This is a genomic window from Paeniglutamicibacter sp. GQ140 (genome assembly GCF_059759235.1).
This window is the reverse complement of sequence record NZ_JCAXDW010000015.1, coordinates 1-26,361: the sequence shown is the minus strand read 5'-3', so window position 1 is coordinate 26,361 and position 26,361 is coordinate 1. Positions and strand designations below refer to the sequence as shown.

Below are 26,361 nucleotides of genomic sequence, written 5' to 3'. Positions count from 1 at the left end.
AGGAGGACCCATGAGCAACTCATCAAACGGCGGTTGCTGCGGTGGCAGCTGCGGCTGCAACTCGAACGAAGGACTCGCCATCACCACCCGACCGGAGGACACCATGACACAGAACAACATCACCCTGAAGATCGACGGCATGACCTGCGGCCACTGCGTCGCCTCCGTCACCGAGGAGCTGCGGGAAGTCGACGGCGTCACCAACGTCGAGGTCTTCCTCTCCGCGGGCGGCACCTCGACCGCCAACCTCACCACCAGCGCACCGGTTGACGACGCGGTGCTGACCCAGGCTGTCGAGGAGGCCGGCTACACCCTCGTCTCGGTCGACGCCTAAGCCCACCACCGATTGCCGGCGCCGGCCACCCCGGGCACCTGCAATCCCCAGGAACGGAAAAGATGAGTAACGAAACCACCTTCCCCGCCAACCAACGCATCATTGAACTGGATATCCAGGGCATGACCTGCGCATCGTGCGTGGGGCGGGTTGAACGCAAACTCGGCAAACTCGACGGCGTCGAGGCCCTGGTGAACCTGCCGCTCGAATCGGCGCGGGTCACGGTCCCGGACTCGGTCAGTGACGAGCAGATCATCGCGACGGTCGAGTCCGCCGGGTACCAGGCCAGCCTCAAGGTCGACCAGTACGCCGCCGCGGCTTCGTCCCCGGGAGCCGCTGTCGCGGACACCGAGCCGGAGCATTCTCCCGCCTCCGGGGACAGCCGCCGGCTCGGCATCAACCACGCACACGAGCCCGCCGGGCACGACCTGAAGAAGCGCCTGATCGGTGCCGCGATCTTCACGGTTCCGCTGTTCATCATTTCCATGATTCCCGCCGCCCAATTCCCGCATTGGGGTTGGGTGGCCCTGGCCCTGGCCACGCCCGTGGTCTTCTGGTCCGCGTGGCCGTTCCACCGCGCCGCCGCCATCAACGCCCGGCACCTCGCCTCCACGATGGACACGCTGGTTTCGCTCGGCGTGCTCGCCGCATACTTCTTCTCGGTGTGGCAGCTGGCCGTCGACCCGATGCTGACCGCCCACGTCGGGATGGCGATGAGCGAACATGCCCTGTACTTCGAGACCGCGGGTGTCGTGGCGACGTTCCTGTTGCTGGGCCGCTACCTGGAGGCGCGCGCCAAGTCGAAGGCCGGGGATGCGCTGAAGACCCTGCTGGATCTGGGCGCGAAGGAAGCCGTGGTGTTGCGCGACGGCCTCGAGGTGAAGATCCCCGCCGCCGAACTGGTCCCCGGCGACGAGTTCGTGGTCCGCCCCGGGGAGAAGGTCGCCACCGACGGCTTCGTCGCCAGCGGCCACTCCGCCGTGAACACCGCACTGGTCACCGGCGAGTCGGTACCCGTCGAGGTCGGCCCCGGGGACACCGTCATCGGCGCCACCATCAACACCTCCGGCCGCCTGCTGGTGCGTGCCACGCGGGTCGGCAAGGACACCACGCTGGCCCAGATGGGACGCCTGGTGTCCCAGGCGCAGACCGGCAAGGCGCCCATCGCCCGGCTTGCGGACAGAATCTCCGCTGTCTTCGTCCCGATCGTGCTGGGAATCGCCGTGCTCACCTTCGTGCTGTGGCTGGTGATCACCGGGGATATGAACGCGGCGTTCGCCGCCTCCGTCGCGGTGCTGGTCATCGCCTGCCCCTGCGCCCTCGGCCTGGCCACGCCCATCGGCCTGCTGGTCGGTTCCGGACGCGGCGCCCAGCTGGGCATCCTGATCCGCGGACCCCAGGTGCTCGAGGACACCCGCAAGATCGACACCGTGCTGCTGGACAAGACCGGCACCATCACCGAGGGCAACCTCGCCGTCACCTCCACCGCCCCGGCGAACGGCCTCGACGCGGCCACGCTGTTGGCGCTGGCCGGCGCCGCGGAATCGGGTTCCGAGCACCCGATCGCCCATGCCATCGTCGCGGCGGCACGCGCCGAGGCCCCGCTGCCCGAATCCGAGGCCTTCTCCTCCGCTCCCGGCGGCGGCGTCAAGGCCCGCGTCGGACGGCAGACAGTGGTGGTGGGCCGGATGAGCTGGATGCGCGAGAACGGCATCGACCTCGACGACACCCACCAGGCGATGCTGCGCGAGGCCCAGGAAACCGGCTCCACGTCCATCATGGTCGGTGTTGACGGCACCTTCGCGGGACTGGTCAACCTTTCGGACACCATCAAGGAATCCTCGGCAGGCGCGATTGCCCGACTCAGGGAACTGGGCCTGCGACCGGTGCTGCTGACCGGAGACAATGCAGCGGTCGCGGCGCAGGTTGCCGCCCGCGTCGGCATCGCCGAGGACGACGTCTTCGCCGACGTCTTCCCCGAGGGCAAGGCCCAGGCCGTGCGCCGGCTGCAGGACGAGGGCCGGGTGGTTGCCATGGTCGGAGACGGCGTCAACGACGCCCCGGCACTGGCCCAGGCGGACCTGGGGATCGCCATGGGCTCGGGAACCGATGTCGCCATCGAGGCGGCCGACCTGACCATCATGGGCAACGACCTCGCCCAGGTGGCCCAGTCCATCGAGCTCTCCCGCAAGACGCTGGGCACCATCAAGATGAACCTGTTCTGGGCCTTTGCCTACAACACCGCCGGCATCCCCATCGCGGCACTCGGGTTCCTGAACCCGATGATCGCCGGGGCCGCCATGGCCGCCAGCTCCGTGCTGGTCGTGGCCAACTCGCTGCGGCTGCGCAGCTTCGGGCGCAAGTAGAAAAGCCGCCGCCGCCAAGGGCCGGTGTGCCGCTGCAGGCCTTCCCGTGGGAAGCACTGCAACGGCGAACCGGCCCGGCGTTTTTGCCGGTGCAGGCCGGCTACCGGCTGCGCAATTCGTCGGCCCGCACCAGCAGCACGCCGCCGACGATCAACAGCCCTCCCAGCAACTGGACCCCGGCAGGCAATTCCCCCAGCAACAGCCAGGCCCACAACACCGCGAAAAGCACCTCGGTGAGCGAGATGAAGGAGGCGAGCTTCGAGCCCAGCGCCCTGGCGGCCATGATTCCGGTGACATAGGCAATGACGGTGGAGAAGAGAACCAACCCGCCGAGCGCCACCCACCACTGGGTTTCCCAGTTCGCCAGTTTCACCGGGACGAACGCCACCTTCATGTCCAGCACGCCGACCAGTCCCAGCAACCCCATGGCCGCGGACCCGACGAGCAGCCCGCCGGTCGCCAGCACAATCGGGGGCAGTGCGCCGTCGGCGCGGGCGCTGACGAAGAAGTAGACAGTCAAGCCGACGGCCGCTCCCAACCCCCAGAGCACACCGATGGGATCCACCCGGGTCTCCCCCGCCAAATCCAGCACGGCAACCAACCCGGCCAATGCCAGCAGTGCGCCGCCGATCGTCATGGGCTTGGGCGTCTTGCGGTGTCGGGCCCAGAGGAAGAGCACTATCAGCACCGGGGCCAGGTATTCCAGCAGCAGGGCCACGCCCACGTCGAGCCGCTCGACGGCCAGGAAATAGCAGAATTGGCAGGCGCCGACGCCGAAGAGCCCAAAGAGCAGGATTGACTTCCAGTTGCTGGCAGCCAGCGCCCACTTGCCGCGCATGAGCAGCAGCGTGGGAACCAGCAGCACCAATGCGGCACCGGCCATGCGCAACGTCACGGCCGCGGCGGGACTCCAGCCGGCCTCCAGCAGGGATTTGGCGAAGGAACCGGAAAGACCAAAGACCGCAGAGGAAAACAGGGCAATGCCCACTCCACCCAGGCGCGGGCGGGTTGCAGCCACGGGGGTTGCCAGGGATGTCGGCCGCGCCAACTGGGTGGGGATTTCTTCTCTTGGCACGGCGATACGCTCCCTGGGGCGAAGTTGGTCCGACGGTTGAATGGGCTGGTAAGCCGCCTCGACTGTCAGGAGTAAAACTATGTATGATCATGACATTAGATCCACACCGGTTCTTCCGTCAATCCATCAGGCACCACAGGAGTCATAATGATCTTTGCCCCTGACACAGAGGTTGCCCTGGGCACGATCGTGGCGCTCATCAATTCGACAAGCGGTGATGCCGACGAGCTGCTCACGGGTGCCGATCTCGACGAGTTCCTCGAGCAACAGGGGTTCACCGGGTCGCGGACGCACAACGAGGCGGAGCTGCGCTCGGTGCGGCAGTTGCGGACCCAGATGCGCGGCCTGTGGCTGGCTTCCGAGTCGGAGTCGGTGGACCAGGTCAACAACATCCTGCGCAGTGCCCGCGCCATGCCCCAGCTCGTCAAGCACGATGGATGGGACTACCACATCCACGCCACCACCCCCGAGGCTCCGTTGAGCGAGCGCATGGCGGTGGAGGCCGCGATGGCACTGGTGGATGTGCTGCGGTCGGGCGAATTGTCGCGCCTGCGGGTTTGCGCTGCCGAGGACTGCCAGGCCGTGTTGCTGGATCTTTCCCGAAACCGTTCCAAGCGCTATTGCGACACCGGAAACTGCGCCAACCGGGAACATGTGCGTGCATACCGACAACGAAAATCCGAGCAAAAACACGGAGTCTGAACATACACTGGTGCCATGGCTGAAAGTGCTTTCGGCCCGTGGATCGGAGGAGCACCGTGAACAGCGAAGAAGTACCGCAACCACACGCCGCTGACGAGTACGAAGTCGACCTGGAAAAGTCGAACGACGGCCCGGTACGTGCCGCCGCCCGCTGGGCCGCGGGACTGGTCGATGCATTCTTCGGCGGGGACGGATCCGATGCCGTCGGTGCCGCCGTCGTGGTCCACCGGATCGACAACGATGCCGAAGTACTGCGCATCAATGCCGGCAGCATCGAGGAAGCCGAATCCCTGGTGGCGATGGTGCGCTCGGATCTGGAGGAGTTGGGACACGACGAATTCCTGGACCGCTGGGGCGGACGCGACGGCGCCGAACCTGCCCTCTAACGGAACCGAACGACTGCGCTTGCGGCGAATGCCAACCACGTTGGCTCCCGCCGGTTCCTGTGTAGGCGATGAACCGCGGCCGAACGAAACGATCGGACGGGGTCCGAATTGCTCCGACCAGGCCACCAGGCCAACGAAGCCGAATCTGCCCGTGGTGGCGCCGGCTCCTCCCCCCCTTAACTGCAGATGCCGCCCGGGAATCCCGGGCGGCATCTGCTAAAAGCGTGGTTTATCTAGTTCTTCGTCTCGGGCTTCGCGTCAGGGGTTTCCGACGAGCGGTTGACGCCGGCTCCGGTCCCCATCTCCTCCGGATTGTCCTTGCTTGCCATGGTCATCACGGAAATGACCAGGAGGCACGCGACGAAGGCGACGCCAAAGGCCACAAGCCCGATGTCGATTCGCAAGGGGTTGTCCGACCCACCGGTTGACGAAATGGTGGCGATTACGCCGGCGATGATGGCCATGACCAGGGAGAAGGACAGGGGTGCCTTGATGCTCTGCTGCCAAGACTTCTTCTGCTCGGCTGGGGTGTTGCCCACGAAAGGCCCTCCTACAGGTTTTTGATTCAAGATCTATTCTAGCTCCAAAGCCCGGGCTCGGGTTCCTTCGCGGCATGGCGCAGGCCGAAGGCCGAAATCAATTCGAACACCGCCAGTATGATGGCACCGCCGCCGGCCAGGCCCAGCAGCCCGTGGGCGTCCAGGTGCAGTCCCATCAGCAGGGAAGCGCCCGCGCCCAGGGACACGAAGCCGGTGACCAGCTGGTCCTTGAACGGGACAAACTCGGCGCGGTGCCGAATGAAGACCACGATTTCCAGCGCCCCGGCGACGATCCAGGCCGTCGCCGCGGCGATCGCGACAACGAGGGTTTCCGGGCGGAACGCCATGACCAGGCCCGCGAGGATCATGGCCACCGCTGCGGCCGCGTAAAGCCCGCGCACGGACTTCGGGGCGCTCGGGACGCTGGCGTAGTCCCAAAGGAACTTTGCGCTAATCACCATGAAGGCTGCCAGGGCATAGGCCAGCACCTGGTTGGTGGCCGCGGGCCAGAAGATGGACAAGAGCGCAAAACCGGCGGCGGTCGCGGCGCGCCCCATCACTGGGGTGGCTACTTCGGCGGCAATGGTTGCGGGGATTTTTACTGCAGGCACGACTACGAGTCTACCGGCGATGGGCCGCCGGGCCTTATTCGCGCCCGGGCCGCCGGCGGATCAGCTCCGGGCCCAGGTCGGCGATCGTTGCGGCTCCCATGAGCTGCATGTTGACCTCGATTTCCTTGGCCAGCAGCTCGATGACACGCGCAACACCCTGCTCGCCGCCTGCCATCAACCCGTAGAGGTAGGCGCGGCCAATGAGCACGAAGTCCGCGCCGGCGCAGAGCGAGGCGACGATGTCGGCACCCGACATGATGCCCGAGTCCAGGATGATCTCGGTCCCCGCACCGACCTCGGCGCGCACCTCGGTGAGCGCCTCGAAGGATATCGGGGCGCGGTCCAGCTGCCGCCCGCCGTGGTTGGAGACGACCAGGCCGTCGGCCCCGGCGTCGACGGACTTGCGGGCGTCCTCGGCGGTGAGCACGCCCTTGACGAAGAGTTTTCCGTCCCAGATGGAGCGGATCCACTCCAGGTCGGCAAAGGAGAGCGTCGGGTCGAACATCGAGTTGATCAGCGTGGGCAGGTCGGTGGCGCTGTCGGACAGCGAGGCGAACTTCAGCGAATCCGTGGTCAGGAAGTTGAACCACCACTCGGGGCGGTACGAGGCGTCCAGCACCGTCTTGAGGTTCAGCCGGGGCGGGATGACCATGCCGTTGCGGGCATCGCGCAGCCGCTGGCCGGCCACCGGGGTGTCGACGGTGACCAGCAGGGTGTCATAGCCCGCGGCCGCGGCGCGCTCGAGCAGCTGGCGCGACTTCTCGCGGTCCTTCCACAGGTAGAGCTGGAACCAGCGGCGCGATTCCGGCGCCGCCTGCGCGACCTCCTCCAACGACCGGGTGCCCATGGTGGACAGGGAGAACGGGATGCCTGCTGCACCGGCGGCGCGCACCGCGCCGGTCTCGCCCTCGGCGTGCATGAAGCGGGTGAACCCGGTCGGGGCGATGCCGAAGGGCAGCGCGGAAGGTCCCCCGGCGATGGTGGTGGACAGATCGGCACTCGCGGTGCCGTGCAGGATGCGCGGGATCAGCTCGATCGAATCGAGGACCTTCCGGGTGCGGGTGTGGGTCAGTTCGCGCTGGGCCGCGCCATCGACGTAGTCGAAGGCCGGGGTCGGGGTGCGCCGCTTGGCGATGGCGCGCAGGTCCCACACGTCTGCGGCCTTGGCCAGGCGGGCCGCCCGCCGGTCCAGGGTGATGGGCTCGAACTTCATCAGCGAGCGAAGTTCGGATATCTGGGGCAGGCGGCGCTTCATCTGGGGTTTTCCGGCTTTCTGTGGATCGTGCGTGGGTTGATGCTGCGTGCGAGGGGGCAGCTCAGTGGTTGGCGGGAACCCTCAGGGAAAGCAGGACGGCGATCGCCGAGAGCAGGCAGCAGGCCAGCAGGTAGCCGGCGGCCAGGTGCGTGCTGCCGTCCGCGGCGTTGACCAGGGCGGCGGCAATGAGCGGGCTGAGCCCGGCGACGACAGCACCGTTGGTCTCGCGGGCCACGCCGATTCCGCTGAGCCGGCGCTGCGGCGGGAAGAGGTTGGTGAGGAATGCGCCCTGGGCGCCGCTGGTGGCCGGGATGACCAGCCCGTAGCCAAGCGCGATCGCGGTGAAGGCCAGGGCGAAGCTTCCGGCGCTGAGCAGCCCGAAGATCGGGTAGGCCAGCGCCGCGCCCATGACGGAACCGAAAAGCAGCACCTTTGCGGCGCCGAACCTGTCCGAGAGCCGGCCGCCCACCGGGGTCAGCGCGACGGAGACCAGGGAGCCGAGGGTGACCGCCAACAGGGCGTCGGACTTGGCCAGGCCCACCAACGGGGAGGTCATGAGGCTGAGCGCATAGACGGCCAGGATGTAGTTCATGGCATTGTGGCCGGTGATCGAGAAGAACCCGATGAGCACCTGGCGCCAGTCGCGGGCCAGCACGTCGCGCAGCGGCAGGCGCGCCTTGGTGCGTTCGGCCGCCGCCTTCTCAATGGCCCGCGAGTATTCCGGGGTTTCCTCGAGGCGGTTGCGGATGTACAGGGCCAACAGGAAGAGCACCGCGGACACGAGGAACGGGATGCGCCACGCCCAGCCCAGCAATGCCTCGGTGCCCAGCGAGGAAACGGCGAAGAAGGCGAAGGTCGCCAGCGCGATGCCGGCCGGCGGTGTGGAAAGCACCAGCGAGGTGTAGAAGCCGCGGCGCTTCGGCGGGGCGAACTCGGCCACGAGGGTCATTGCCCCGGCCAGCTCGGCCCCCGCGCCGAAGCCCTGCAGCAGCCGCAGGATGACCAGCAGCAGCGGGGCGGCGGCCCCGATTGCGGCGCTGGTGGGCAAGAGCCCAACGCCGACGGTGGCCACGCCCATCAGGATGATGGTCAGCATCATGGCGGGGCGCCTGCCGTACTTGTCGCCGATGTGCCCGACGATGACCCCGCCCAGCGGGCGGGCGACGAACCCCACCGCGAAGGTGGCAAAAGCCATCATGGCGGCGGCCGAGGACACCGCGTCGGAGAAGAAGAGCGGGGCGATGACCAGCCCTGCCGCCGCGCCGTAAAGCGCATAGTCGTACCACTCGATGACCGTGCCGAGCACCGCGGCGAAGACCGCCCGGCGCCCGGCCGGGGTGAGACGCTGGTCATCGGCACGCTGTTCCTCGGCGCGAAGCCCGGGGTTAGTGGTCATCGTTGACACCCATCCGTTTAGAACTCATTGAAAAATCCCTGAAAGATATTTCTAACAGGCAGGTAGTATCTTTCACAAGGGCCACGGACGCACCCGGCCCAATGTGACGCGGGCACCGATGCCCGCCGACCCGAGGGAGTTTCACCGATGAGTCCATCGCTCACCGATCGCCTGGTCGTGCAATTGCGCGCGGCCATCCTCTCGGGACAGATCGCCCCGGGCAGCATCGTGGTCGAGCCGCGCCTGGCCGAGGAGTACTCCGTCTCCAAGACCCCGGTCCGCGAGGCGCTGCGCCTGCTGACCTCCCAGGGCCTGCTCACCGTGCTGCCAAAGAAGGGTTATCTGGTGCGCACAATGGGCCTGCACGACGTGAAGGAAACCCTTGACCTGCGCATGCTCCTGGAACCGCACGCGGCGGCCGCCGCCGCCGGATTCCTGCCGCAGGAACTCACCGTCCGACTGCGCCAGCTGCTCGACACGCAGGCAACGCTCTCCGCCGCCGACCCGCTGGGGGCCATGAATGCGGCGCAGGACTTCCACCAGGCGATCGCGGACGCCTCGCGCAATTCACGCCTGGCCGATTCCCTGCGGCGCTGCTTCGACGAGACCGCCCGCGCCCACCATGTGCTTCCGGGGCTCCAGCACTACATGGGCGCCCCCACCGAGCTTGCCGAGCACGAGGTCATCTACGCCGCGATCGCCGCGGCGGATGCGCGGGCGGCGGAGGAGGCCATGCGCGTGCACCTGCGTTCCATCCGCACCGCCATGGCCCAGCAGTTCACCGACCCGGGAAGCCTTTGGGCCTGAGTTTCCCCGGGGCTCAGGCTCCCAGGCGCATCCACTTGTCGTTGCGCACCCGCCACGTGAGCGTCGCGGCGCGGGCAAGCATGAAGCCCAGCCCGAAAGCCACCCAGATCCAGGCGACGGCCGAGACGCCGGCGTGCTCGAAGAGCGTGACGATGAAGAGCAGCGGCAGGTAGACCAGCAGCGTGAGGACGCCGGCGACCGCCAGGTAGCGCGCGTCCCCGGCACCGATGAGCACCCCGTCCAGCACGAACACGAGCCCGCAGACCGGCTGGGACGCGGCGAGGATCCAGACCCCGACCATGGTCGCCTGCCGCACCGAGTCGTCCGTGGTGAACAGCGCCCCGACAAAGGGGGCGATGGCCGCCAGCAGCACGCCGGTTGCCACGCCGAAGTACAGGCCCCAGCGGCACATGGTCCTGGTCAGCAGGTTGGCCCGCGCCGCATTGCCGGCCCCCAGCTCCTTGCCGATCAGTGCCTGCGCGGCAATGGCCAGCGCATCCAGCGCGAAGGCCATGAAAGTGAAGATGGTGAAGACCAGCTGGTGGGCGGCGAGCGTGAGCGCACCCTGTCCGGTGGCCACCCAGACCGTGGCAAGCAAGGCCAGGCGCAGCGACAGCGTGCGCAGCATCAGCCAGGATCCGACTTGCCCGGTGCCCAGCACCCCGCGCGGGTGCGGCGCCAGCGACTGTCCGGCCTTGCGGATCCGCGGGATAAGCATCCACAGATACACCGTGGCCATCCCCCACTGCGCGATCGAGGTGCCCAGCGCGGCACCCGCAACGGACATGCCCAGCGGGTAGACCAGGATGAGGTTGAGCACGATATTGGCGGCAAAGCCGATCCCCGCCACGTAGAGCGGGGTCTTGGTGTCCTGCATGCCGCGCAGCACCCCGGTCGCGGCGAGCACCAGCAGCATCGCGGGGATGCCGAAGGTGGAATATTGGATGTAGTCCACCGCGAACCGGAGCACCTCGCCCTCGGCTCCCATGGCGGCCGCCAGCATGGGTGCACCGAAGAACCCGGCCAGGCCCAGGACCAGACCCAGGCCGACGGCAAGCCAGATCCCGTCGCGCCCGGCGGCCATGGCCCGCCCGAGGTCGCCGGCGCCGATGGCCCGGGCGACGGCGGGGGTGGTGGAGTATGCCAGGAAGACCATGAGTCCCACCGCGGTCTGCAGGACCGTGGTCCCCAGCCCCGCACCGGCAAGTTCGTTGATGCCGAGGTGCCCGACGATGGCCATGTCGGCCAGCAGGAAGAGCGGCTCCGCGATGAGAGCGCCCAGCGCGGGAACCGCCAGCGCCAGGATGGTTCGACCCAGCCCGCGGGAGGCATCGGGGGTGACGACCTGTTTCCTGCCTGCTTCTTTCACCCCACCAGCCTACCGGGCAGGGTGTTGTCCGAAATTCGGGGGAATCGCGCCAACGGCGGGCACCGCCCGGGCGCTTCGGCCCACATGCAGCAAGTCCCGTCCATTGCTGGACGGGACTTGCTGTTAACTACTCAGAGACGATGCCCTAGATCGCAGAAGCGATCCAGATTACCAAGGCAACGGCGACGAGAACGCCTACGATTGTCCATACAAGGTTGCTTCCACGCATGTGGTCCACTTCCAATCTCTTCGTTGTTACTTCTCAATATGGGTATAGAGAGAACTTCTTCAGCATAACGGGTGGCGACGCCGGGGCCATCACGATTTGCACGGACGCGCCGGGGAAAACCCGTCCTCGGGCCAGTTTTCCCCGCAAGCCTAGGGGCTTCGGCGCAACCCGGCCAGTGCAAGCAGCGCCGCCAGCACCAGCAGGGACACCACCGAGACCACCAACCCCGGCCAGTTGGCAGCATTGAACGCCAGGCCGATGGCCCAGCCGAAGAGCGAGGACCCGGAATAGTAGGCCAGGTTGTAGAGGCTGGCGGCCTGCGCCCGTCCCCCCACGCCCAGCATCGGGATCCAGCCGCTGGCCACCGAGTGGGCTGCAAAGAACCCGGCGGTGAACACCAGCAGCCCCGCGACGATGGTCGGCAGGAAATCGGCCAGCGTCACCGCGAGCCCGGCGGCCATCAGCCCGATGGAGCCCAGCAGCACCGGCAGCCGCCCGAAGCGCGCCACCAGCGCCCCGGATCGGCGCGATGACCAAGTTCCCGACAGGTACGCGACGAACACCAGCGAGGCCAGCGAGGCGGGGATCAGGAAGGGCGGGGCCTCAAGCCGGAATCCCAGGTAGTTGTAGACGGCCACGAAGCCGCCCATGAGCAGGAAACCCTGCGCATAGAGCACCAGCAGCGGGCCCTTGCGCAGGTTCATCCACAGCTTTTTCCACAGGGGGATGCGGTTCGGGCTGCGCCAGGGCACCGGGGTGAATCCGCGCGGCTTGGGCGCCACCGCGATGAACACGCCGGCGGCGACGGCGGCCATCACCGAGACCACCAGGGTGCCCAGGCGCCAGGAGACGAATTCGCTCAGCGGCCCGGCGACCAGCCGCCCGGCAAGCCCGCCCAGGGTGGTCCCGGAAATGTACGTCCCGGCGGCAACCGCCGAATGCAGCGGCGAGACCTCCTCGGACAGGTACGCCAGCGCGACCGCGGGGATCCCGCCCAGGGCCAGCCCCTCGATGAAGCGCAGGGCCAGCAGCCACTCGAAGCCCGGGGAAAACGGGACCGCCAGCCCCAGCGCCACGGCGGCCAGCACCGCGAAGGTCATGGCGCGCAGCCGTCCCAGGCGGTCCGCGAGCAGCGACCAGAAGAGCACCGAGCAGGCCAGGCCCAACGTCGCCGCGGAGACCGCCAGCGCCGCATCGGCCTCGGTCACCGACAGGTCGCGGGCCAGTTCCGGCAGCACGCCTTGCACCGAGTACAGCTGCGAGAAGGTTGCGACCCCGGCGGCGAACAGCGCCAGGATCATCTTGCGGTAGCCGGCGCTGCCATGGGCGTGGCCGCGCCAGGACGCGGAATCTTCGGGAACGCTACTCACGTGTGCGGCGGTCTTTCGTTCGATGTCTACTGCTGGAACAGCGGCAGCAGCGTGTAGGACAGGATCAGCGCCACCGCGTTGTTGAATACGTGCAGGACATAGGAGTACGCCAGCGACTTGCCCGTGAGCACGTAGGCCAGGGACATCATGATCCCCAGCGTCGTATAGGGGATCGCACTGGTCAGGTCGAAGGACCCGGCGCCGACGAAGTGCAGGGAGGTGAAGAGCACCACCGAGATCGCCACGCAGACCCAGACGTTGAGCCGGCGGCTGAGCTTGCCGATGAGCAGGTGGCGGAAGACGTATTCCTCGACGAAGGGTCCCAGGATCACGGTGACCACGAACATCGTCAGGAACGGCACCGATCGGGTCATGCCCTCGATGGCCAGCTGGTTTTCGCTCTTGACCGGGTTCCCCATGGAAACCAGGACGGCGGCGCTGACGATCAGCGACCCCAGCCAACCGCCCGGGACCATCAGGGCCTTGGCCCACGGGTGGTACCTGAACGTGGCGAAGGAGGCCCGCAGTGCCTCGAAGCCCATGATGATCGCCCCGGTGAACACCACCACGTAGATGATGAGGTTCACGCCGAATTGCGCCGAGTCATGGTTCTTGAATGCCTCGACGAACCCGGGGACCAGCGTCAGCAGGCCGCCGGCGCCCAGGATGAAAAGCACCAGGTAGGTCCCCAGCACCACCACGTCCCCGCGCCGCATGGGCCCGGCGTCGAAGACCGGTTGCCGCCTGCGGGGCGGCGGGGCGTACGGGTAGGGAACGGGGTGTTGGTGCATGGTTTCCACCCTACCGATCGTTGCGCGGTTCCGGTGCCTCGTCCCCGCGGCCCGCCGGGCTCATTGGACGCGCAGGCCCAGTTCGTTGGCAAGGATCGGGGCCAGGTCCAGGAGCTGCTCGAAGCTCACCGTGGCGCCCTTGAGCGAGGTGATGCCCGAAAGCGTGCGCAGGCGCGCCCCGCGCAAGTCGACGTCCTTGAGCTTGGCGCCGTTCAGCGCCAGGGTGTCGATGGTGCAGTCGATGAAGGTGACACGTTCCAGGTTCGCTCCCCCGGCGTCGAGCTCCTCGATGTGCACGTCGCGGAATTCCACGTCCTTGATCTTCGCCCGGCGCAGGTTCAGGTAGCCGAGCTTGGCGCGTTCGAACTTGACCGAGCGGAAGGTGGAGCCGTAGAGCTCGGCCGATCCGATGCGCCCGCCCACCACGGCGGTGTTCCACCAACCGGAGTCGGGGGCCTCGAGCACCGGGGCGTTGACCTCCTCGATGCGGCAGTCCCCGAACGTCACCCGGGCCATGGGTGCGCCCTGCAGGGAGACCGCGCGGAAGATGCATTCGGTGAAGACCGCGTCCTCCAGGTCCACCCCTGCGGCGTCGTCTGATTCGAAGAGCAGGCCCTCGGCCCGGCCGTCCGTTTCCAGCCCGGTCAGGTCCCCGGACCCGGTGGTGGCCGGTTCCTTGAAGGCGGGCAGGCGGGGGGCTTTCACGGAGGCAGGCATGGGCAATAGCTTATGCGGCGATTCCGGCGATTCCGGCCCTCACGCGCGTTGGCTTTCTCACCTATCCGTGGCTTGACGGAAGGCCGCGGCCGGTGTCCGGAAGGTGCTGCTACCTGCCGAGGGCGAAGGCCTCGTCCCGGTCCAGTTCCCTCGCGAGCATGGGAGCCATCGAACGGGAATAGTCGTGGGAGAGGTGCGACTGGTCGTAATAGGTGATCAACGAGCCGACGACGGCGAAGCAGGTTTCCTGGGAGCAGATGGAATCGGTCAAGTCCGCCCGCACGATGCCCTTCGGGGCGGTGTCGCTGTCCAACGCCTTTTGCAGGTTCTGCCGAATCGACATTCCCTTTTGGCGGCTCACCGAGCAGGCCAGCGGGTCCCCGGGGTTCGAGGCCACGCAGGTTGGCACGTTCGTGTTGCCCAGGCGCGGCACCTCGTGGATCACCGCGACGGACTTGCCGGCATCGATCCAGGATTGCCACAGGCTGGTGAAGCCCTCGGTGGCCGGGTCGGTGAATTCGTAGCCCGGGGAGGAAACCCAGGACCGCTTGTTGCCCTGGGCCGCAACGATGACCGCGTCCAGGTCCGGATCCGCCGCAAGCCTCGGGCCCAGGGCGCGCACCGATTCGGTGCACAGGCGTTCGGCGGTGCCGCTGAGCTTTTCGGAGCCCTTGAGCGCGGCGAGGGAAGGCGAGCAGCCGGAGCGGATGTGGGTGACCAGCTCCCAGTCGCGTTCGTTGGCGATTTCCACCAGGGCAGGCAACCAGGCGGAGGCGTGCGAGTCCCCCACCACCGCAACGCGCAGCTGCGGGTTGGAGGTGTTGCCCAGCCTGCAGCTGGATTCTCCCACCTGCAGCGTGTCGGTCTCGCAGCCCGGGAACAACGGGGCGCGCACCTGCTGGGAGACGGCGACCGCCGAGGGGTACGGGGCGAAGTCGGAGGCAACGGGCAGGCAGTCGGCGGGGTTGGCGAGGGTGCCGGCGCCGTAGCAGGGGTCGGAGGCCGCCAGCCGCGGCAGGTTCGCGCTCTGCGCCGAGGCGGCGGTGCCTGCCCACGAAACCCCAGCAAGCACCAGCATTCCGGCCAGCGCAAAGACCAGGGAATTGCGCACCGGCTTGAGCACCGCCCCGAAGCGGAAGGGGTCCTCGATCAGCAACTTGGAGATCCAGGCCAGAACCAGGGTCAGGGCCAGGATGCCTGCCTCGTGGTACCACTTCGGTTCGGCGTGCAGCACGAACGGGGCGACGATGATCAGCGGCCAATGCCACAGGTAGGCGCCGTAGCTCACGTCCCCGACCCGGCGCACCGGGCGGATGGAGAGCCAGGTGGCATGGGAGAACCAGCGCAGCCCCGGCCGCCCGGTGCCGGCGGCGGCGAGCACCGCGGCTGTGCCGAGCACCGGGACCAGTGCCATGGTGCCGGGGAAGCGGGTCTCGGTGGGGATCAGCAGCGCGCCGGCCAGCAGGGTGGCGACGCCGCCCCACCCCAACAGCGCACCGCCGATCCCGCCGATGCCGCGGTTCACGCACCACAGGGCCACCAGGCCGCCGGCGGCAAATTGCCAGGCGCGTCCGGCGGTGTCGAAGTAGGCCGCCTGCGGGCTGGCCGCGGTGACCCAGAGCCCGTAGGCGAAGGAGAGCACGGTGATTGCGCAGATGGTGGCCAGGAAGAGCCCGCGGACGCCGGCGATGTCGTGCCGTCCAACGCCGAGGCGCCTGCCCCACCGGGGAAACAACTTGCCGGCCGCGAATGCGGCGCCCAGGATCAGCAGCGGCCAGGCGAGGTAGAACTGTTCCTCCACCGAGAGCGACCAGTAGTGCTGCACCACGGTGGCCATCTGCCCGGCGGCCGAGTAGTCCGTGGCGTCGGCGACCAGCGCCCAGTTCTCCACGTAGAACCCGGCGGCGGCAATGTGCTTGAACATGGTGCCGTGCTCGGTGGCGGGGATGAAGGCGAGGACCAGTCCCGTGCTGGCCAGCAGCACGGTGAAGGCAAGGGGCAGCAGCCGCCGGATGCGCCGGGACCAGAAGGTTGCGAGCCTGATGGTGCCGGTGGTGCGCATTTCCCGGAACAGGTGCGCGGTGATCAGGTACCCGGAAATCACGAAGAACATGTCGACGCCGATGAATCCGCCGCTCAGCGCGCCGGGGCGCAGGTGGTGGATGATCACCATCAGCACCGCGATGGCGCGCAGCCCCTGAATGTCGGCGCGGAAACCCATCGACGAACCGTTGGCATTTTCCCGCGGAGCCTCCGCGGCTTGGGGCCTGCGCGGTGTTCGGGACGGGACGGAACCGGTTGAAACTGTCACTCGCGCAAGCCTATCCCACCGCCCGGAGACCGGAAGCTGGGCGCTGCACCGCCGAACTGCCGCCGGACCGCGCTTGCATGCCGGCAGGCCGTCGCCCGGCCAGGCGGCATCAAAGGCCATCTGGCTTCATGGGCCACGCCGCCGCCGCGCGGAATCCGGCACGAATCCGGCCATTAACAAGATTCTGGTGTGCAGAATCTTGTAGCAGTGACGGGCCCTGCGAGCCTACGGTTGGTAGGCCAGATCACAGCGCCCCCGCGCGCAGCAGACCAAGGAGCACCATGCAGTTCTACCAGGATGGCTACCGCCCGGGCGACCCCGATATCCGCCCGGCGGCCCCCGGACGCCGCACCCCGGGAACATTCCCCGAACAGGTTGACGTGCTCATCGCCGGCACCGGCCCGGCCGGGTCGGTCCTTGCCGCGCAGCTGGCCGAATTCCCCGATATCTCCACGCTCGTCGTCGAGCGCCGCGAAGCGGCACTCGAGTTGGGGCACGCCGACGGCGTCGCCTGCCGCACCGTGGAGATGTTCAACGGCTTCGGGCTCGCCGAGCGCCTGATGCGCGAGGCCTACTGGGTCAACGAGACCACCTTTTGGGGACCTGCGGAAACCGCGGGCATCGCGCGCACCGGCCGGATCCTTGACGTCGCCGAGGGACTCTCCGAGTACCCGCACGTGATCGTGAACCAGGCCCGCATGCAGGACATGCTCTTCGAGCACATGGCCAACTCCCCTTCCCGGCTGGTCCCCGACTACGGACTGGAACTCATCGACGTGGTGATCGCCGAATCCGGCGAGTACCCGGTCACCGCGACGCTGCGCCGCACCGGCGAGGAGCCCGGCAACGAGATCACCGTGCAGGCAAAGTACGCGGTGGGCTGCGAGGGCGCCCGCTCGAACGTGCGCCGTTCGCTGGGCATCAAGATGCAGGGAGACGCCCGCAACCACGCCTGGGGTGTCATGGACATGCTGGCGGTCACCGATTTCCCGGACATTCGCCTCAAGGCGGCGATCCAGTCGGCCTCCGGCGGATCCATCCTCCTGATCCCGCGCGAGGGCGGCTACATGGTGCGCCTCTACGTCGATTTGGGCGACATCGAACCGGGCGACCGCGAGGCCCGGAGCCGGTTCACCGCCGACTCGGTCATCGAGGCCGCGCAGAAGATCCTGCACCCCTACACCCTTGAGGTGAAGGAGATCGCCTGGTGGAGCGTCTACGAGGTGGGCCAGCGCATCGCCGAGCGGTTCGACGACGTGCTTCCCGAGGACCGCGGCACGCGCACCCCGCGCGTGTTCATCGCCGGCGACGCCTGCCACACGCACAGCGCCAAGGCCGGCCAGGGCATGAACGTCTCCATGCAGGACGGCTTCAACCTGGGCTGGAAGCTGGCGGCGGTGCTGCAGGGCCGCAGCCCCGAATCCCTGCTGGACACCTACTCCGCCGAGCGCCAGGTCATCGCCCAGGAGCTGATCGACTTCGACCTGAAGTGGTCCACCGCCATGGCGGCCAAGCCCAAGGACCCCGCCAACCCGGAGGCAGGCGGCATGGACGCCGCCGAGCGCCAGGGCATCTTCACCCAGGGCGGCCGTTTCACCGCCGGATTCGCCACCGACTATTCCCCGAGCATGATCACCGGGCCGGACACCCACGAACACCTGGCCTCCGGTTTCCCGGTGGGCGAGCGTTTCCATTCCTCCCCGGTGATCCGGCTTGCGGATGCCAAGCCGCTTGAGCTCGGCCACCAGGCCCTGGCGGATGGCCGCTGGCGGATCTACGCGTTCGCCGACGCCGCGCGCCCCGATGCCAGGGATTCGCGCCTGGCCGCGTTCTGCGCCTACCTGGGGCAGGATCCTTCCTCCCCCGTGCGCGCATTCACCCCGGCGGGGGCCGACGACGACGCGGTCTTCGACGTGCGCGCCGTGCTCCAGCAGCACCACCGGGACGTGGAGCCCGGCCAGGTCCCCGCGTTCCTCTTGCCGCGCAAGGCGCCGCTGGGCCTCATCGACTACGAGAAGGTCTTCACCGCCGACACCGCGAACGACATCTTCGAGGCGCGCGGCATCAACCGGGAACAGGGCGCCATCGTGGTGGTGCGCCCCGACCAGTACGTCGCCCACGTGCTGCCGCTGGATGCGCACGCGGAGCTGTCCGACTTCTTCGCCGGCATCATGAGGGCCCCGGCGCTGGTGTAGCCGCCCGCACAATTTCGTGCGGTCCACGATAGGTTTCAGGCCTCCCGTGGTGACCCGCGCGCTTGAACTCTCGCCGGCTGTCCAGGGACGACAAAGGCGCGTGACCGATGGGAACAGTTGATCCCATCGGCCACGCGCCTTCGCCAACTACGGCAGGCCGTCAATGATTCGCGGCTAGCTCCTGGCGTCCTCGGTCTCCGACTCCTGGCCGGGCGCGATGCCCTCCAACGCCGGGGCCCCGCCGGGGGCGGGTTCGGCGTCGACATCTTCCGCCGGGCCGGCGAACTGCGACTGGTAAAGCCGGTAGTACGCGCCGCGGGCCGCGAGCAGCACCTCGTGGTTGCCCTGTTCCACGATCTTGCCCTCTTCCATCACCAGGATGGTGTCGGCGTCGCGGATCGTGGAGAGTCGGTGCGCGATCACGAAGCTGGTCCGGTCGCTGCGCAGCGCCGCCATGGCCTTCTGCACCAGCAGCTCCGTGCGGGTGTCCACCGAGGAGGTCGCCTCGTCGAGGATCAGCAGCGACGGGTTGGCCACGAACGCGCGGGCGATCGTGATCAGCTGCTTCTCGCCGGCCGACACGTTGGTGCCTTCCTCGTCGATGACAGTGTCGTAGCCCTCGGGCAGGGCGCGGACGAACCTGTCAACGAAGGTGGCCTTGGCCGCCTCGATGACTTCCTCGTCCGTGGCCTCCAGGCGGCCGTAGCGGATGTTCTCCAGGATGGAGCCGCCGAAGAGCCAGGCGTCCTGGAGCACCATGCCGACCTTGGAGCGCAGGTCCGCCCGGCTGATCTGGGTCACGTCCACCCCGTCCAGGGTGATGCGCCCGGAGTCCAGCTCGTAGAAGCGCATGACCAGGTTCACCAGCGTGGTCTTGCCGGCGCCGGTGGGTCCGACGATGGCCACGGTGTGCCCCGGGTGCGCCTCGAAGGACAGGTCCTCGATGAGCGGCTTGTCTTCCGAGTAGGAGAAGGTGACGTGCTCGAACTCGACGTGGCCGTCGGTGCGGGCCGGAAGCGACGCGGTCACGGTGTCCTCGTCCTGCTCGTCGGCGTCCAGCAGCTCGAAGGTGCGCTCCGCGGAGGCAACGCCGGACTGGAGCATGTTGGCCATGCCGGCCATCTGCCCCAGCGGCTGCGTGAACTCGCGCGAGTACTGGATGAACGCCGTCGCGTCGCCCAAGGACATCTGCCCCGAGGCCACGCGCAGCCCGCCGACCACGGCAATGCCGACGTAGGCCAGGTAGGAGATGAAGTTCATGACCGGGAAGATCATGCCGGAGACGAACTGGGCGCCGAAGGATGCCTTGTAGAGCTCTTCGTTCTTCTCGTGGAAGCGGTCCAGCATGTCCTGCTCGCGGCCAAAGACCTTCATCAGGTCGTGGCCGGAGAAGGATTCCTCGATCTGCCCGTTCAGCGCGCCGGTGTTCTTCCACTGCGCGGTGAACAACCCCTGGGCGCGGGAGCCGATGACGCCGGCCGCGACGGCCGAGAGCGGCAGCGCGATGAGCGCAATCAGCGCCATCTGCCAGGAGATGATGAACATCATGATGATGATGCCGATGACCGTCAGCAGCGACTGCACCAGCTGGCTGATCGCCTGCTGCAGCGCGTTCTGGATGTTGTCCACGTCGTTGGTGACCCGCGAAAGCAGGTCCCCGCGCTGGCGGGTGTCGAAGTAGTTCAGCGGCAGCCGGTTGAGCTTGTGCTCCACGTCGCGGCGCAGGCCATAGACGACCTTCATGACCAGGCGGTTCAGCAACCAGCCCGAGGCCCACATGAACAGGGAGGCCACGAAGTACATGGAGAGCACGATGAGGATATAGCGGCTGAGCAAGGGGAAGTCGATGCCCACGCCGGGGATGAGGTTCATCTTGGACATCATCTCGGCCAGGTCGTTCTGCCCGGAGGCGCGCAGCCCCTCAATGACCTGCTCCACCGGGACATTTGCGGGCATGTTCCCGCCAATGGCGCCGGCGAAGATCACGTCCATGGCCTGGCCCAGGATCTTCGGCGCGATCACCGAAAGCACCACGCCGGCCGCGGCCAGCAGCAGGACCACTGTCATGCCGAGTTTTTGCGGGGCCAGCAGCCCCACCAGGCGCTTGGCCGAGGGCCAGAAGTGCTTGGCCTTGCGGACCGGCACCGAGTCCCCGAACATGTCGGAGGCCCCGGCCGTGTCGAACTCGTCGATCTCGTCTTCTGGTTCCACGACCGCTGTCGTTTCCTTCTTGGTACGTTTTGCCATTTAGGCCACCTCCTCCACTGCCAGCTGGCTGGTCACGATTTCCTGGTAGGTTTCCGAGGATTCCAGGAGCTCCTCGTGCGTTCCGCGGGCCACGATCTCGCCGTGGTCAAGGACCAGGATCTGGTCGGCCCCGGTGATCGTGGAGATGCGCTGGGCGACGATGATGACCGCCGCATCCTTGGTGGGTTCCTTCAACGCGGTCCGCAGATGCGCATCGGTTGCCACGTCGAGTGCTGAGAAGGAATCGTCAAAGAGGTAGACCTCGGGTTTCGCGGCCAAGGCCCGGGCGATGCACAGGCGCTGGCGCTGTCCTCCGGAGACGTTGGTGCCGCCCTGGGAGATCTTCCCGTTGAGGCCGTCCTCGCGTGCCGCGACGAAGTCCTCGGCCTGCGCGGTGCGCAGGGCGTCCCACAGGTCCTCGTCGCTGGCGTGCTCGGCGCCGAAGCGCAGGTTGGAGGCGACGGTTCCGGAGAAGAGGTAGGGGCGCTGCGGGACGGTGGCCACCGAGGTGGAAATCTGCGCGCGGGTCAGCTTGGTGACCGGCACCCCGCCCACGAGCACCTGGCCTTCCTTCGCGTCGTAGAGCCGCGGGATCAGGTTCAGCAGCGTGGTCTTGCCCGAGCCGGTGGACCCGACGATGGCGGTGGTCTCGCCGCGGCGGGCGGTGAAGGAGATGTTGTTGAGCACTGGGGCCTCGGCACCCGGGTAGCCGAAGGTGACGTTGCGGAACTCGATGGTTCCCGGGGCGTCCATCTCGGCGACGTGCTCGTGCTGGTCGGTGAGGCTCGGGGCCATGGTGGTGACCTCGTCGATGCGCTCGGCGCAGACGATGGCGCGGGGAATCATCATGGCCATGAAGGTTCCCATCATCACCGCGATGAGGATCTGCAGGAGATACTGCAGGAATGCGGTCAGCGCACCGACCTGCATTTCGCCGGTCTCCACGCGGTGCCCGCCGAACCACAGCACGGAGGCGGTGGCGATGTGCAGGATCATGCCGATCAGCGGGAACATCAACACGAAGAGGTTGCCGACCTTCACGCCCACGCGGGTGAGCTTGGCGTTGGCCTCCTCGAAGCGCTCGGTCTCGTGGGGTTCGCGCACGAAGGCACGCACCACGCGGATGCCGGTGATCTGCTCGCGCAGCACCCCGTTGATTCCGTCGATGCGGTCCTGCATCTGGCGGAAGAGCGGCATCAGGAAGATGACCAGGACGCCGACGACCACGAGCAGGACGGGCACGGAGACCCAGACCAGCCAAGACAGGCCGACGTCTTCGCGCAGCGCCATGATGATGCCGCCGATGCACATGATGGGGGCCGAGACCATGAAATTCAGGCCCATCAGCACCAGCATTTGCACCTGCTGCACGTCATTGGTGCCGCGGGTGATCAGCGTTGCTGCACCAAACTTGTTCACATCCTGCGCGGAGAACGCGGTGACGGCGTCAAAGACGGAATGGCGCAGGTCCCGGCCGATGGCCATGGCGGTCCTCGCGCCGAAGTACACGGCGGCGATGGCCGTGAGCACCTGGACGAATGCGACGGCAAGCATCACGCCGCCGGTGCGCCAGATGAAGTCGGTGTCGCCCTTGACCACGCCGGTGTCGATGATGCGGGCGTTGAGGCTGGGCAGGAAGAGTGTGGCGATGGTGGTGGCGAGCTGGAAGAACAGCACGGCGGCAATCCACCACTTGTAGGGTTTCGAATGTCTAAGTATGAGCTTTAAGAGCATCAGGCAGTGTCCTCATGATTTTTTAGCCGCACGAATCCACCATGGTTTGGTGGCCCCGCGAGGGCGGCAACGCGGCATTTTTCAGCCAAGCATTGGTCACTCTACCCTCGATGCCCCACGGTTTGACCCTCCCTAAGACTGATTTTTTCCGGGGCCGTACATCGCAGGATGTGGGGGTGATTTGGCGACTGCAAACATCATGCCTTGCAGCGCACGGTTTTTCCCGATTCCCTTTCGGTGTCCATGCGAAAACCCTAGGCTGGAAACGACATCAACAATTTGCTTGATCGAATGGAGAATTTCATGTCCTTGCTTTCAACACCCTTGTCCTCCGGCGACCGCGCCCCGGGGTTCACCCTGGCCGATGCCCGAGGCAGGGAGGTCTCGCTGGGCGACTATGCGGGGAAGAACGTTGTCGTGTACTTCTACCCCAAGGCGGCAACGAAGGGCTGCACAACGGAGGCCTGCGATTTCAGGGACAACCTCAACTCGCTGCGGGCCGCCGGATACGAGGTCCTGGGCATTTCCCCGGACGAGGGCGATGCGCTGGCCTCGTTCGCCGAGGCCGAGTCGCTGAATTTCCCGTTGCTCTCGGATCCTGATTTTGCGGTGGCCGCCGCCTATGGTTCGTATGGGCAGAAAGAGGTCAGCGGCAAGAAGTTCTCCGGCACCCTGCGCAGCACCGTGGTGGTTGGCCCGGACGGCAAGGTTACTTTGGCCGAATACAACGTCTCCGCCGACGGCCATGTGGCCAGGCTGCGCGAGGAACTCGGGGTCTAGGAAGCCACCCGCGCACGGCTCCGCTGGCCTAGGCGCCGGCGCCAGGGCAGTTAAAGACGGCGGCACCGGCGCGGATCGTGTCCGCGCCGGTGCCGCCTCCGGCTTCCTACTCTGAGTCGGAAGCCCCGGTGACTGAGAACTCGTGGTTCCCCGTCGGGTCGGAGAGCGCGTCGGCGTTCGCCCGCGCGGCGGCGATGTCCCGGATGCGGCCGCGCGAGGCGTACCAGCCGATCATCAGCGCCGGGATGATGACGATGATCGAGGCAACGGTCCAGGTGCCCACCGGGGAGTCAAAGGCCATCAACACGATAACCGCCAGCAGGAAGGCGAGGGTCAGGTAGCCGGTGTAGGGCGCCCCGATCATCCGGAAGGCCGGACGCACCGCTCCCCCGCGCTTGGCCAGGCAGTAAAGGGCCAGCTGGCAGAGCACGATCATGCCCCAGGAGGCGATGATCCCCAGCGCCGCCATGTTCAACACGATCTCAAACGCCTCGGCCGGAACCACTGCATTGAGCACCACGCCCAGGCCCGCCACCGCTGCGGTCAGCGCGATGCCGCCATAGGGCACACCCTGCTTGTTCAGCTTGGCGGTGAAGCGCGGCGCGGATCCGGCAAGCGCCATCGAGCGCAGGATGCGCCCGGTGGAGTAGAGCCCGGCATTCAACGAAGACATCGCGGCGGTGAGCACCACCAGGTTCATGATCGAGTCCATGCCCGAAACGCCGATGGAACCGAAGAACGTCACGAACGGGGATTCGCCGGCCTTGTAGGCGGAGTAGGGCAGCAGCAGCGAGAGCAGCACCAGGGAGCCGACGTAGAAGACGGCGATGCGGATGATCACGGTGTTGATGGCCTTGGGCATGACCTTTTCGGGGTTCTGCGTTTCGCCCGCGGCGGTCCCGATCAGCTCGATCGAGGCGTAGGCGAACACGACTCCCTGCATCACCACAACCACCGGCAACAGTCCGTTGGGGAAGAACCCGCCGTTGTCGGCAATCAGGGAGAAGCCAACCTCGTGCCCGGCAACCGGGGTGCCGAAAATGACGAAGTACACGCCCACCGCCAGGAACCCGACCAGCGCGACGACCTTGATCAGCGCGAACCAGAACTCGAGTTCGCCGAAGACCTTCACCGAGACCAGGTTCAGGCCCAGCACGATCAGCAGCGCCGCAAGCGCCCACACCCACTGCGGGACCGAACCGATCCAGGGCACGTACTTGGCGAAGAAGTTCATGTACAGCGCGATCGCGGTGATGTCCACGATGGCCGTCATGGCCCAGTTGAGCCAGTACAGCCAGCCGGTCACGAACGCTGCCTTCTCGCCGAAGAACTCGCGGGCGTAGGAGACGAAGGAGCCCGAGGAGGGGCGGTGGACGACCAGTTCGCCCAGGGCACGCAGGATCAGGAACGCGAAGAACCCGCACACGGCGTAGCTGAACATCAGAGCCGGGCCGGCACCCGCCAGACGGCCGCCGGCGCCCATGAACAGCCCCGTGCCGATGGCCCCGCCAATGGCGATCATCTGGATCTGGCGGGATTTCAGGCCCTTGTGCATCCCCTTGTCCTCGGCGGTCAGGGCCGAGCCGGGGGTGTCAGGGCGGTGCGTGGTGCGGGTTTCTGGGATTTCACTAATCATGCGCAGGTGCCTCTCGGGGAGTGTCTAGGGCGTGCTCAAGGGTGGAACGGACGGGGGTGGAACGGATGGTGCTATTCGCTGAGGTTGGCCAGGCGCTCGGGGCGCAGCAGCTCGTTGAGCTGGGCCGCGGTGAGCAGCCCGTGCTCCAGGACCAGCTCGGCCACGCCGCGGCCGGTGGACAGGGCCTCGACAGCGATCTTGGTCGAGGCGGCATAGCCCAGCTGAACGGTCAGCGCGGTGACCAGGCCGATGGAGTTCTCCACCTGCGCCCGCAGCTTGTCCTCGTGCGCGGTGATGCCCACGATGCACTTGTCGGCCAGCGTGGTGCAGGCGGCCTCCAGGTGGCGCATCGACTTGGTCAGGCTGTGCACGATGATCGGCTCGAAGGCGTTGAGCTGCAACTACCCGGACTCGGCGGCCATCGTGATGGTCACGTCGTTGCCGATGACCTCGTAGGCCACCTGGTTCACGACCTCGGGGATCACCGGGTTGACCTTGCCGGGCATGATCGAGGAGCCGGACTGCACGGCGGGCAGGTCGATCTCGCCCAGCCCGGCGCGCGGGTCGGAGGAGAGCAGTCGCAGGTCGTTGCAGACCTTGGAGAGCTTGACCGCCACGCGCTTGAGCACCCCGGAGAGGTGGACGAAGGCGCCGACGTCGGCGGTGGCCTCGATCAGGTCGAACGCGGTCTCCAGCTTCAACCCGGAGATCGAAGCCAGGTGCGAGCAGGCCAGGGCCGAGTAGCCCACCGGCGCGTTCGGCTCGGTGCCGATGGCGGTGGCGCCCAGGTTGATCTCGTGGATCAGCAGCGTGGACTCGGCCAGGCGGGCACGGTCCTCGCCGAGGGTGACGGCGTAGGCGTTGAATTCCTGTCCCAGGGTCATCGGGACGGCGTCCTGCAGCTGGGTCCGGCCCATCTTGACCACGGTGCGGAACTCCACTGCCTTGGCGGCGAAGGCGGCGCCCAGGTGCTCCATGGCGGCGACCAGCGAGGTGGCGCCGAAGATCGTGGCCACGCGCACCGCGGTGGGGTACACGTCGTTGGTCGACTGGCTGAGGTTCACGTGGTCGTTGGGGTGCAGGTACCGGTACTCGCCCTTGGCGTGGCCCATCAGTTCCAGTGCCCGGTTGGCGATGACCTCGTTGGCGTTCATGTTCGAGGAGGTCCCGGCGCCGCCCTGGATCACGTCGACCACGAACTGCTCGTGGAGCTTCCCGGCGATGATTTCGCGGCAGGCCTCGATGATGGCTGCCGCGCGGGTTGCATCGAGCAGTCCCAGTTCCAGGTTGGCCTGGGCGGCGGCCTGCTTGACCATGGCCAGGGCCGTGACCAGGTGCGTGTTGGTGGACAGCGGCTGGCCGGTGATCTGGAAGTTTTCCACGGCGCGCAGCGTGTGCACGCCCCAATATGCCTCCGCGGGAATATCCCTGTCCCCGATCAGGTCGTGTTCGCTGCGGGTCGCGCGGGGGGCGGCAACCTGCAAGGTGGCGGTGGATTCGGACATGGCTCT

20 protein-coding genes and 1 pseudogene are annotated in these 26,361 nt (G+C 67.2%); 7 read left to right on the top strand and 14 right to left on the bottom strand.

Annotated elements, in window-relative coordinates:
• The first annotated feature begins 10 nt into the window (after window positions 1-10).
• Both AC6CHY_RS17495 and AC6CHY_RS17490 read left to right on the top strand, forming a co-directional pair.
• Window positions 11-334 (top strand): heavy-metal-associated domain-containing protein, encoded by a 324-nt coding sequence (locus AC6CHY_RS17495; protein WP_498227559.1) that lies wholly within the window; start codon window positions 11-13, stop codon window positions 332-334.
• A gap of 62 nt (window positions 335-396) precedes the next feature.
• On the top strand, window positions 397-2,700 hold the full coding sequence (locus tag AC6CHY_RS17490; RefSeq protein WP_498227558.1) for a heavy metal translocating P-type ATPase: 2,304 nt from the start codon (window positions 397-399) through the stop codon (window positions 2,698-2,700).
• A 100-nt stretch (window positions 2,701-2,800) separates the two neighbouring features.
• Here the strand turns inward: AC6CHY_RS17490 and AC6CHY_RS17485 are convergent, their stop codons facing one another.
• Complete coding sequence (locus tag AC6CHY_RS17485; RefSeq protein ID WP_498227557.1) at window positions 2,801-3,775, bottom strand: EamA family transporter; 975 nt, start codon at window positions 3,773-3,775, stop codon at window positions 2,801-2,803.
• Between the two features lie 147 nt (window positions 3,776-3,922).
• Between AC6CHY_RS17485 and AC6CHY_RS17480 the strand changes: the two genes are divergently transcribed.
• Both AC6CHY_RS17480 and AC6CHY_RS17475 read left to right on the top strand, forming a co-directional pair.
• Entirely contained in the window at window positions 3,923-4,477 is a 555-nt protein-coding gene (locus tag AC6CHY_RS17480; protein ID WP_498227556.1) for a CGNR zinc finger domain-containing protein, read from the top strand.
• A 56-nt stretch (window positions 4,478-4,533) separates the two neighbouring features.
• The gene (locus AC6CHY_RS17475) at window positions 4,534-4,863 is read left to right on the top strand and encodes a hypothetical protein (protein ID WP_217387009.1); all 330 of its coding nucleotides are present in this window, start codon (window positions 4,534-4,536) and stop codon (window positions 4,861-4,863) included.
• 233 nt (window positions 4,864-5,096) lie between these two features.
• On the opposite strand, the gene AC6CHY_RS17470 is transcribed toward AC6CHY_RS17475, so the two are convergent.
• The 4 genes from AC6CHY_RS17470 to AC6CHY_RS17455 all read right to left on the bottom strand — a co-directional run bounded on the left by AC6CHY_RS17470 (window position 5,097) and on the right by AC6CHY_RS17455 (window position 8,664).
• Complete coding sequence (locus tag AC6CHY_RS17470) at window positions 5,097-5,402, bottom strand: hypothetical protein (RefSeq protein ID WP_498227555.1); 306 nt, start codon at window positions 5,400-5,402, stop codon at window positions 5,097-5,099.
• A gap of 38 nt (window positions 5,403-5,440) precedes the next feature.
• Entirely contained in the window at window positions 5,441-6,013 is a 573-nt protein-coding gene (locus tag AC6CHY_RS17465; RefSeq protein ID WP_498227554.1) for a DUF308 domain-containing protein, read from the bottom strand.
• A 34-nt stretch (window positions 6,014-6,047) separates the two neighbouring features.
• Window positions 6,048-7,268 carry an alpha-hydroxy acid oxidase gene (locus tag AC6CHY_RS17460; protein WP_498227553.1) on the bottom strand — a complete coding sequence of 407 codons (1,221 nt, stop codon included), beginning with the start codon at window positions 7,266-7,268 and terminating at the stop codon, window positions 6,048-6,050.
• A 61-nt stretch (window positions 7,269-7,329) separates the two neighbouring features.
• Window positions 7,330-8,664, bottom strand: coding sequence for an MFS transporter (locus AC6CHY_RS17455; RefSeq protein WP_498227552.1), 1,335 nt, complete (start codon window positions 8,662-8,664; stop codon window positions 7,330-7,332).
• 147 nt (window positions 8,665-8,811) lie between these two features.
• On the opposite strand from AC6CHY_RS17455, the gene AC6CHY_RS17450 reads away from it, so the two are divergent.
• Window positions 8,812-9,471: a GntR family transcriptional regulator gene (locus tag AC6CHY_RS17450; RefSeq protein ID WP_498227551.1), complete on the top strand. Its 660-nt coding sequence runs from the start codon at window positions 8,812-8,814 to the stop codon at window positions 9,469-9,471.
• 13 nt (window positions 9,472-9,484) lie between these two features.
• On the opposite strand, the gene AC6CHY_RS17445 is transcribed toward AC6CHY_RS17450, so the two are convergent.
• The 5 genes from AC6CHY_RS17445 to AC6CHY_RS17425 all read right to left on the bottom strand — a co-directional run bounded on the left by AC6CHY_RS17445 (window position 9,485) and on the right by AC6CHY_RS17425 (window position 16,258).
• On the bottom strand, window positions 9,485-10,840 hold the full coding sequence (locus AC6CHY_RS17445) for an MATE family efflux transporter (RefSeq protein WP_498227550.1): 1,356 nt from the start codon (window positions 10,838-10,840) through the stop codon (window positions 9,485-9,487).
• A gap of 378 nt (window positions 10,841-11,218) precedes the next feature.
• A complete protein-coding gene (locus AC6CHY_RS17440; RefSeq protein WP_254455761.1) occupies window positions 11,219-12,370 on the bottom strand; it encodes an MFS transporter in 1,152 nt (383 codons plus the stop codon).
• Window positions 12,371-12,465: 95 nt separating this feature from the next.
• A complete protein-coding gene (locus AC6CHY_RS17435) occupies window positions 12,466-13,230 on the bottom strand; it encodes a CPBP family intramembrane glutamic endopeptidase (RefSeq protein WP_217387001.1) in 765 nt (254 codons plus the stop codon).
• Window positions 13,231-13,290: 60 nt separating this feature from the next.
• On the bottom strand, window positions 13,291-13,935 hold the full coding sequence (locus tag AC6CHY_RS17430) for a pentapeptide repeat-containing protein (protein ID WP_498227549.1): 645 nt from the start codon (window positions 13,933-13,935) through the stop codon (window positions 13,291-13,293).
• Window positions 13,936-14,056: 121 nt separating this feature from the next.
• A complete protein-coding gene (locus tag AC6CHY_RS17425; RefSeq protein ID WP_498227548.1) occupies window positions 14,057-16,258 on the bottom strand; it encodes an acyltransferase family protein in 2,202 nt (733 codons plus the stop codon).
• 281 nt (window positions 16,259-16,539) lie between these two features.
• Between AC6CHY_RS17425 and AC6CHY_RS17420 the strand changes: the two genes are divergently transcribed.
• Complete coding sequence (locus tag AC6CHY_RS17420) at window positions 16,540-18,453, top strand: FAD-binding monooxygenase (protein WP_498227547.1); 1,914 nt, start codon at window positions 16,540-16,542, stop codon at window positions 18,451-18,453.
• Between the two features lie 174 nt (window positions 18,454-18,627).
• Here the strand turns inward: AC6CHY_RS17420 and AC6CHY_RS17415 are convergent, their stop codons facing one another.
• Complete coding sequence (locus AC6CHY_RS17415) at window positions 18,628-20,700, bottom strand: ABC transporter ATP-binding protein (RefSeq protein WP_217386997.1); 2,073 nt, start codon at window positions 20,698-20,700, stop codon at window positions 18,628-18,630.
• Entirely contained in the window at window positions 20,701-22,434 is a 1,734-nt protein-coding gene (locus AC6CHY_RS17410; protein ID WP_217386996.1) for an ABC transporter ATP-binding protein, read from the bottom strand. It lies immediately after the preceding gene.
• Window positions 22,435-22,737: 303 nt separating this feature from the next.
• Between AC6CHY_RS17410 and bcp the strand changes: the two genes are divergently transcribed.
• On the top strand, window positions 22,738-23,214 hold the full coding sequence (gene bcp, locus AC6CHY_RS17405; RefSeq protein WP_254455708.1) for a thioredoxin-dependent thiol peroxidase: 477 nt from the start codon (window positions 22,738-22,740) through the stop codon (window positions 23,212-23,214).
• A gap of 106 nt (window positions 23,215-23,320) precedes the next feature.
• On the opposite strand, the gene AC6CHY_RS17400 is transcribed toward bcp, so the two are convergent.
• Both AC6CHY_RS17400 and AC6CHY_RS17395 read right to left on the bottom strand, forming a co-directional pair.
• The gene (locus AC6CHY_RS17400; protein ID WP_217386994.1) at window positions 23,321-24,850 is read right to left on the bottom strand and encodes an amino acid permease; all 1,530 of its coding nucleotides are present in this window, start codon (window positions 24,848-24,850) and stop codon (window positions 23,321-23,323) included.
• A 71-nt stretch (window positions 24,851-24,921) separates the two neighbouring features.
• Window positions 24,922-26,355 (bottom strand): annotated as a pseudogene (locus tag AC6CHY_RS17395) (aspartate ammonia-lyase).
• Between the last annotated feature and the right edge of the window lie 6 nt (window positions 26,356-26,361).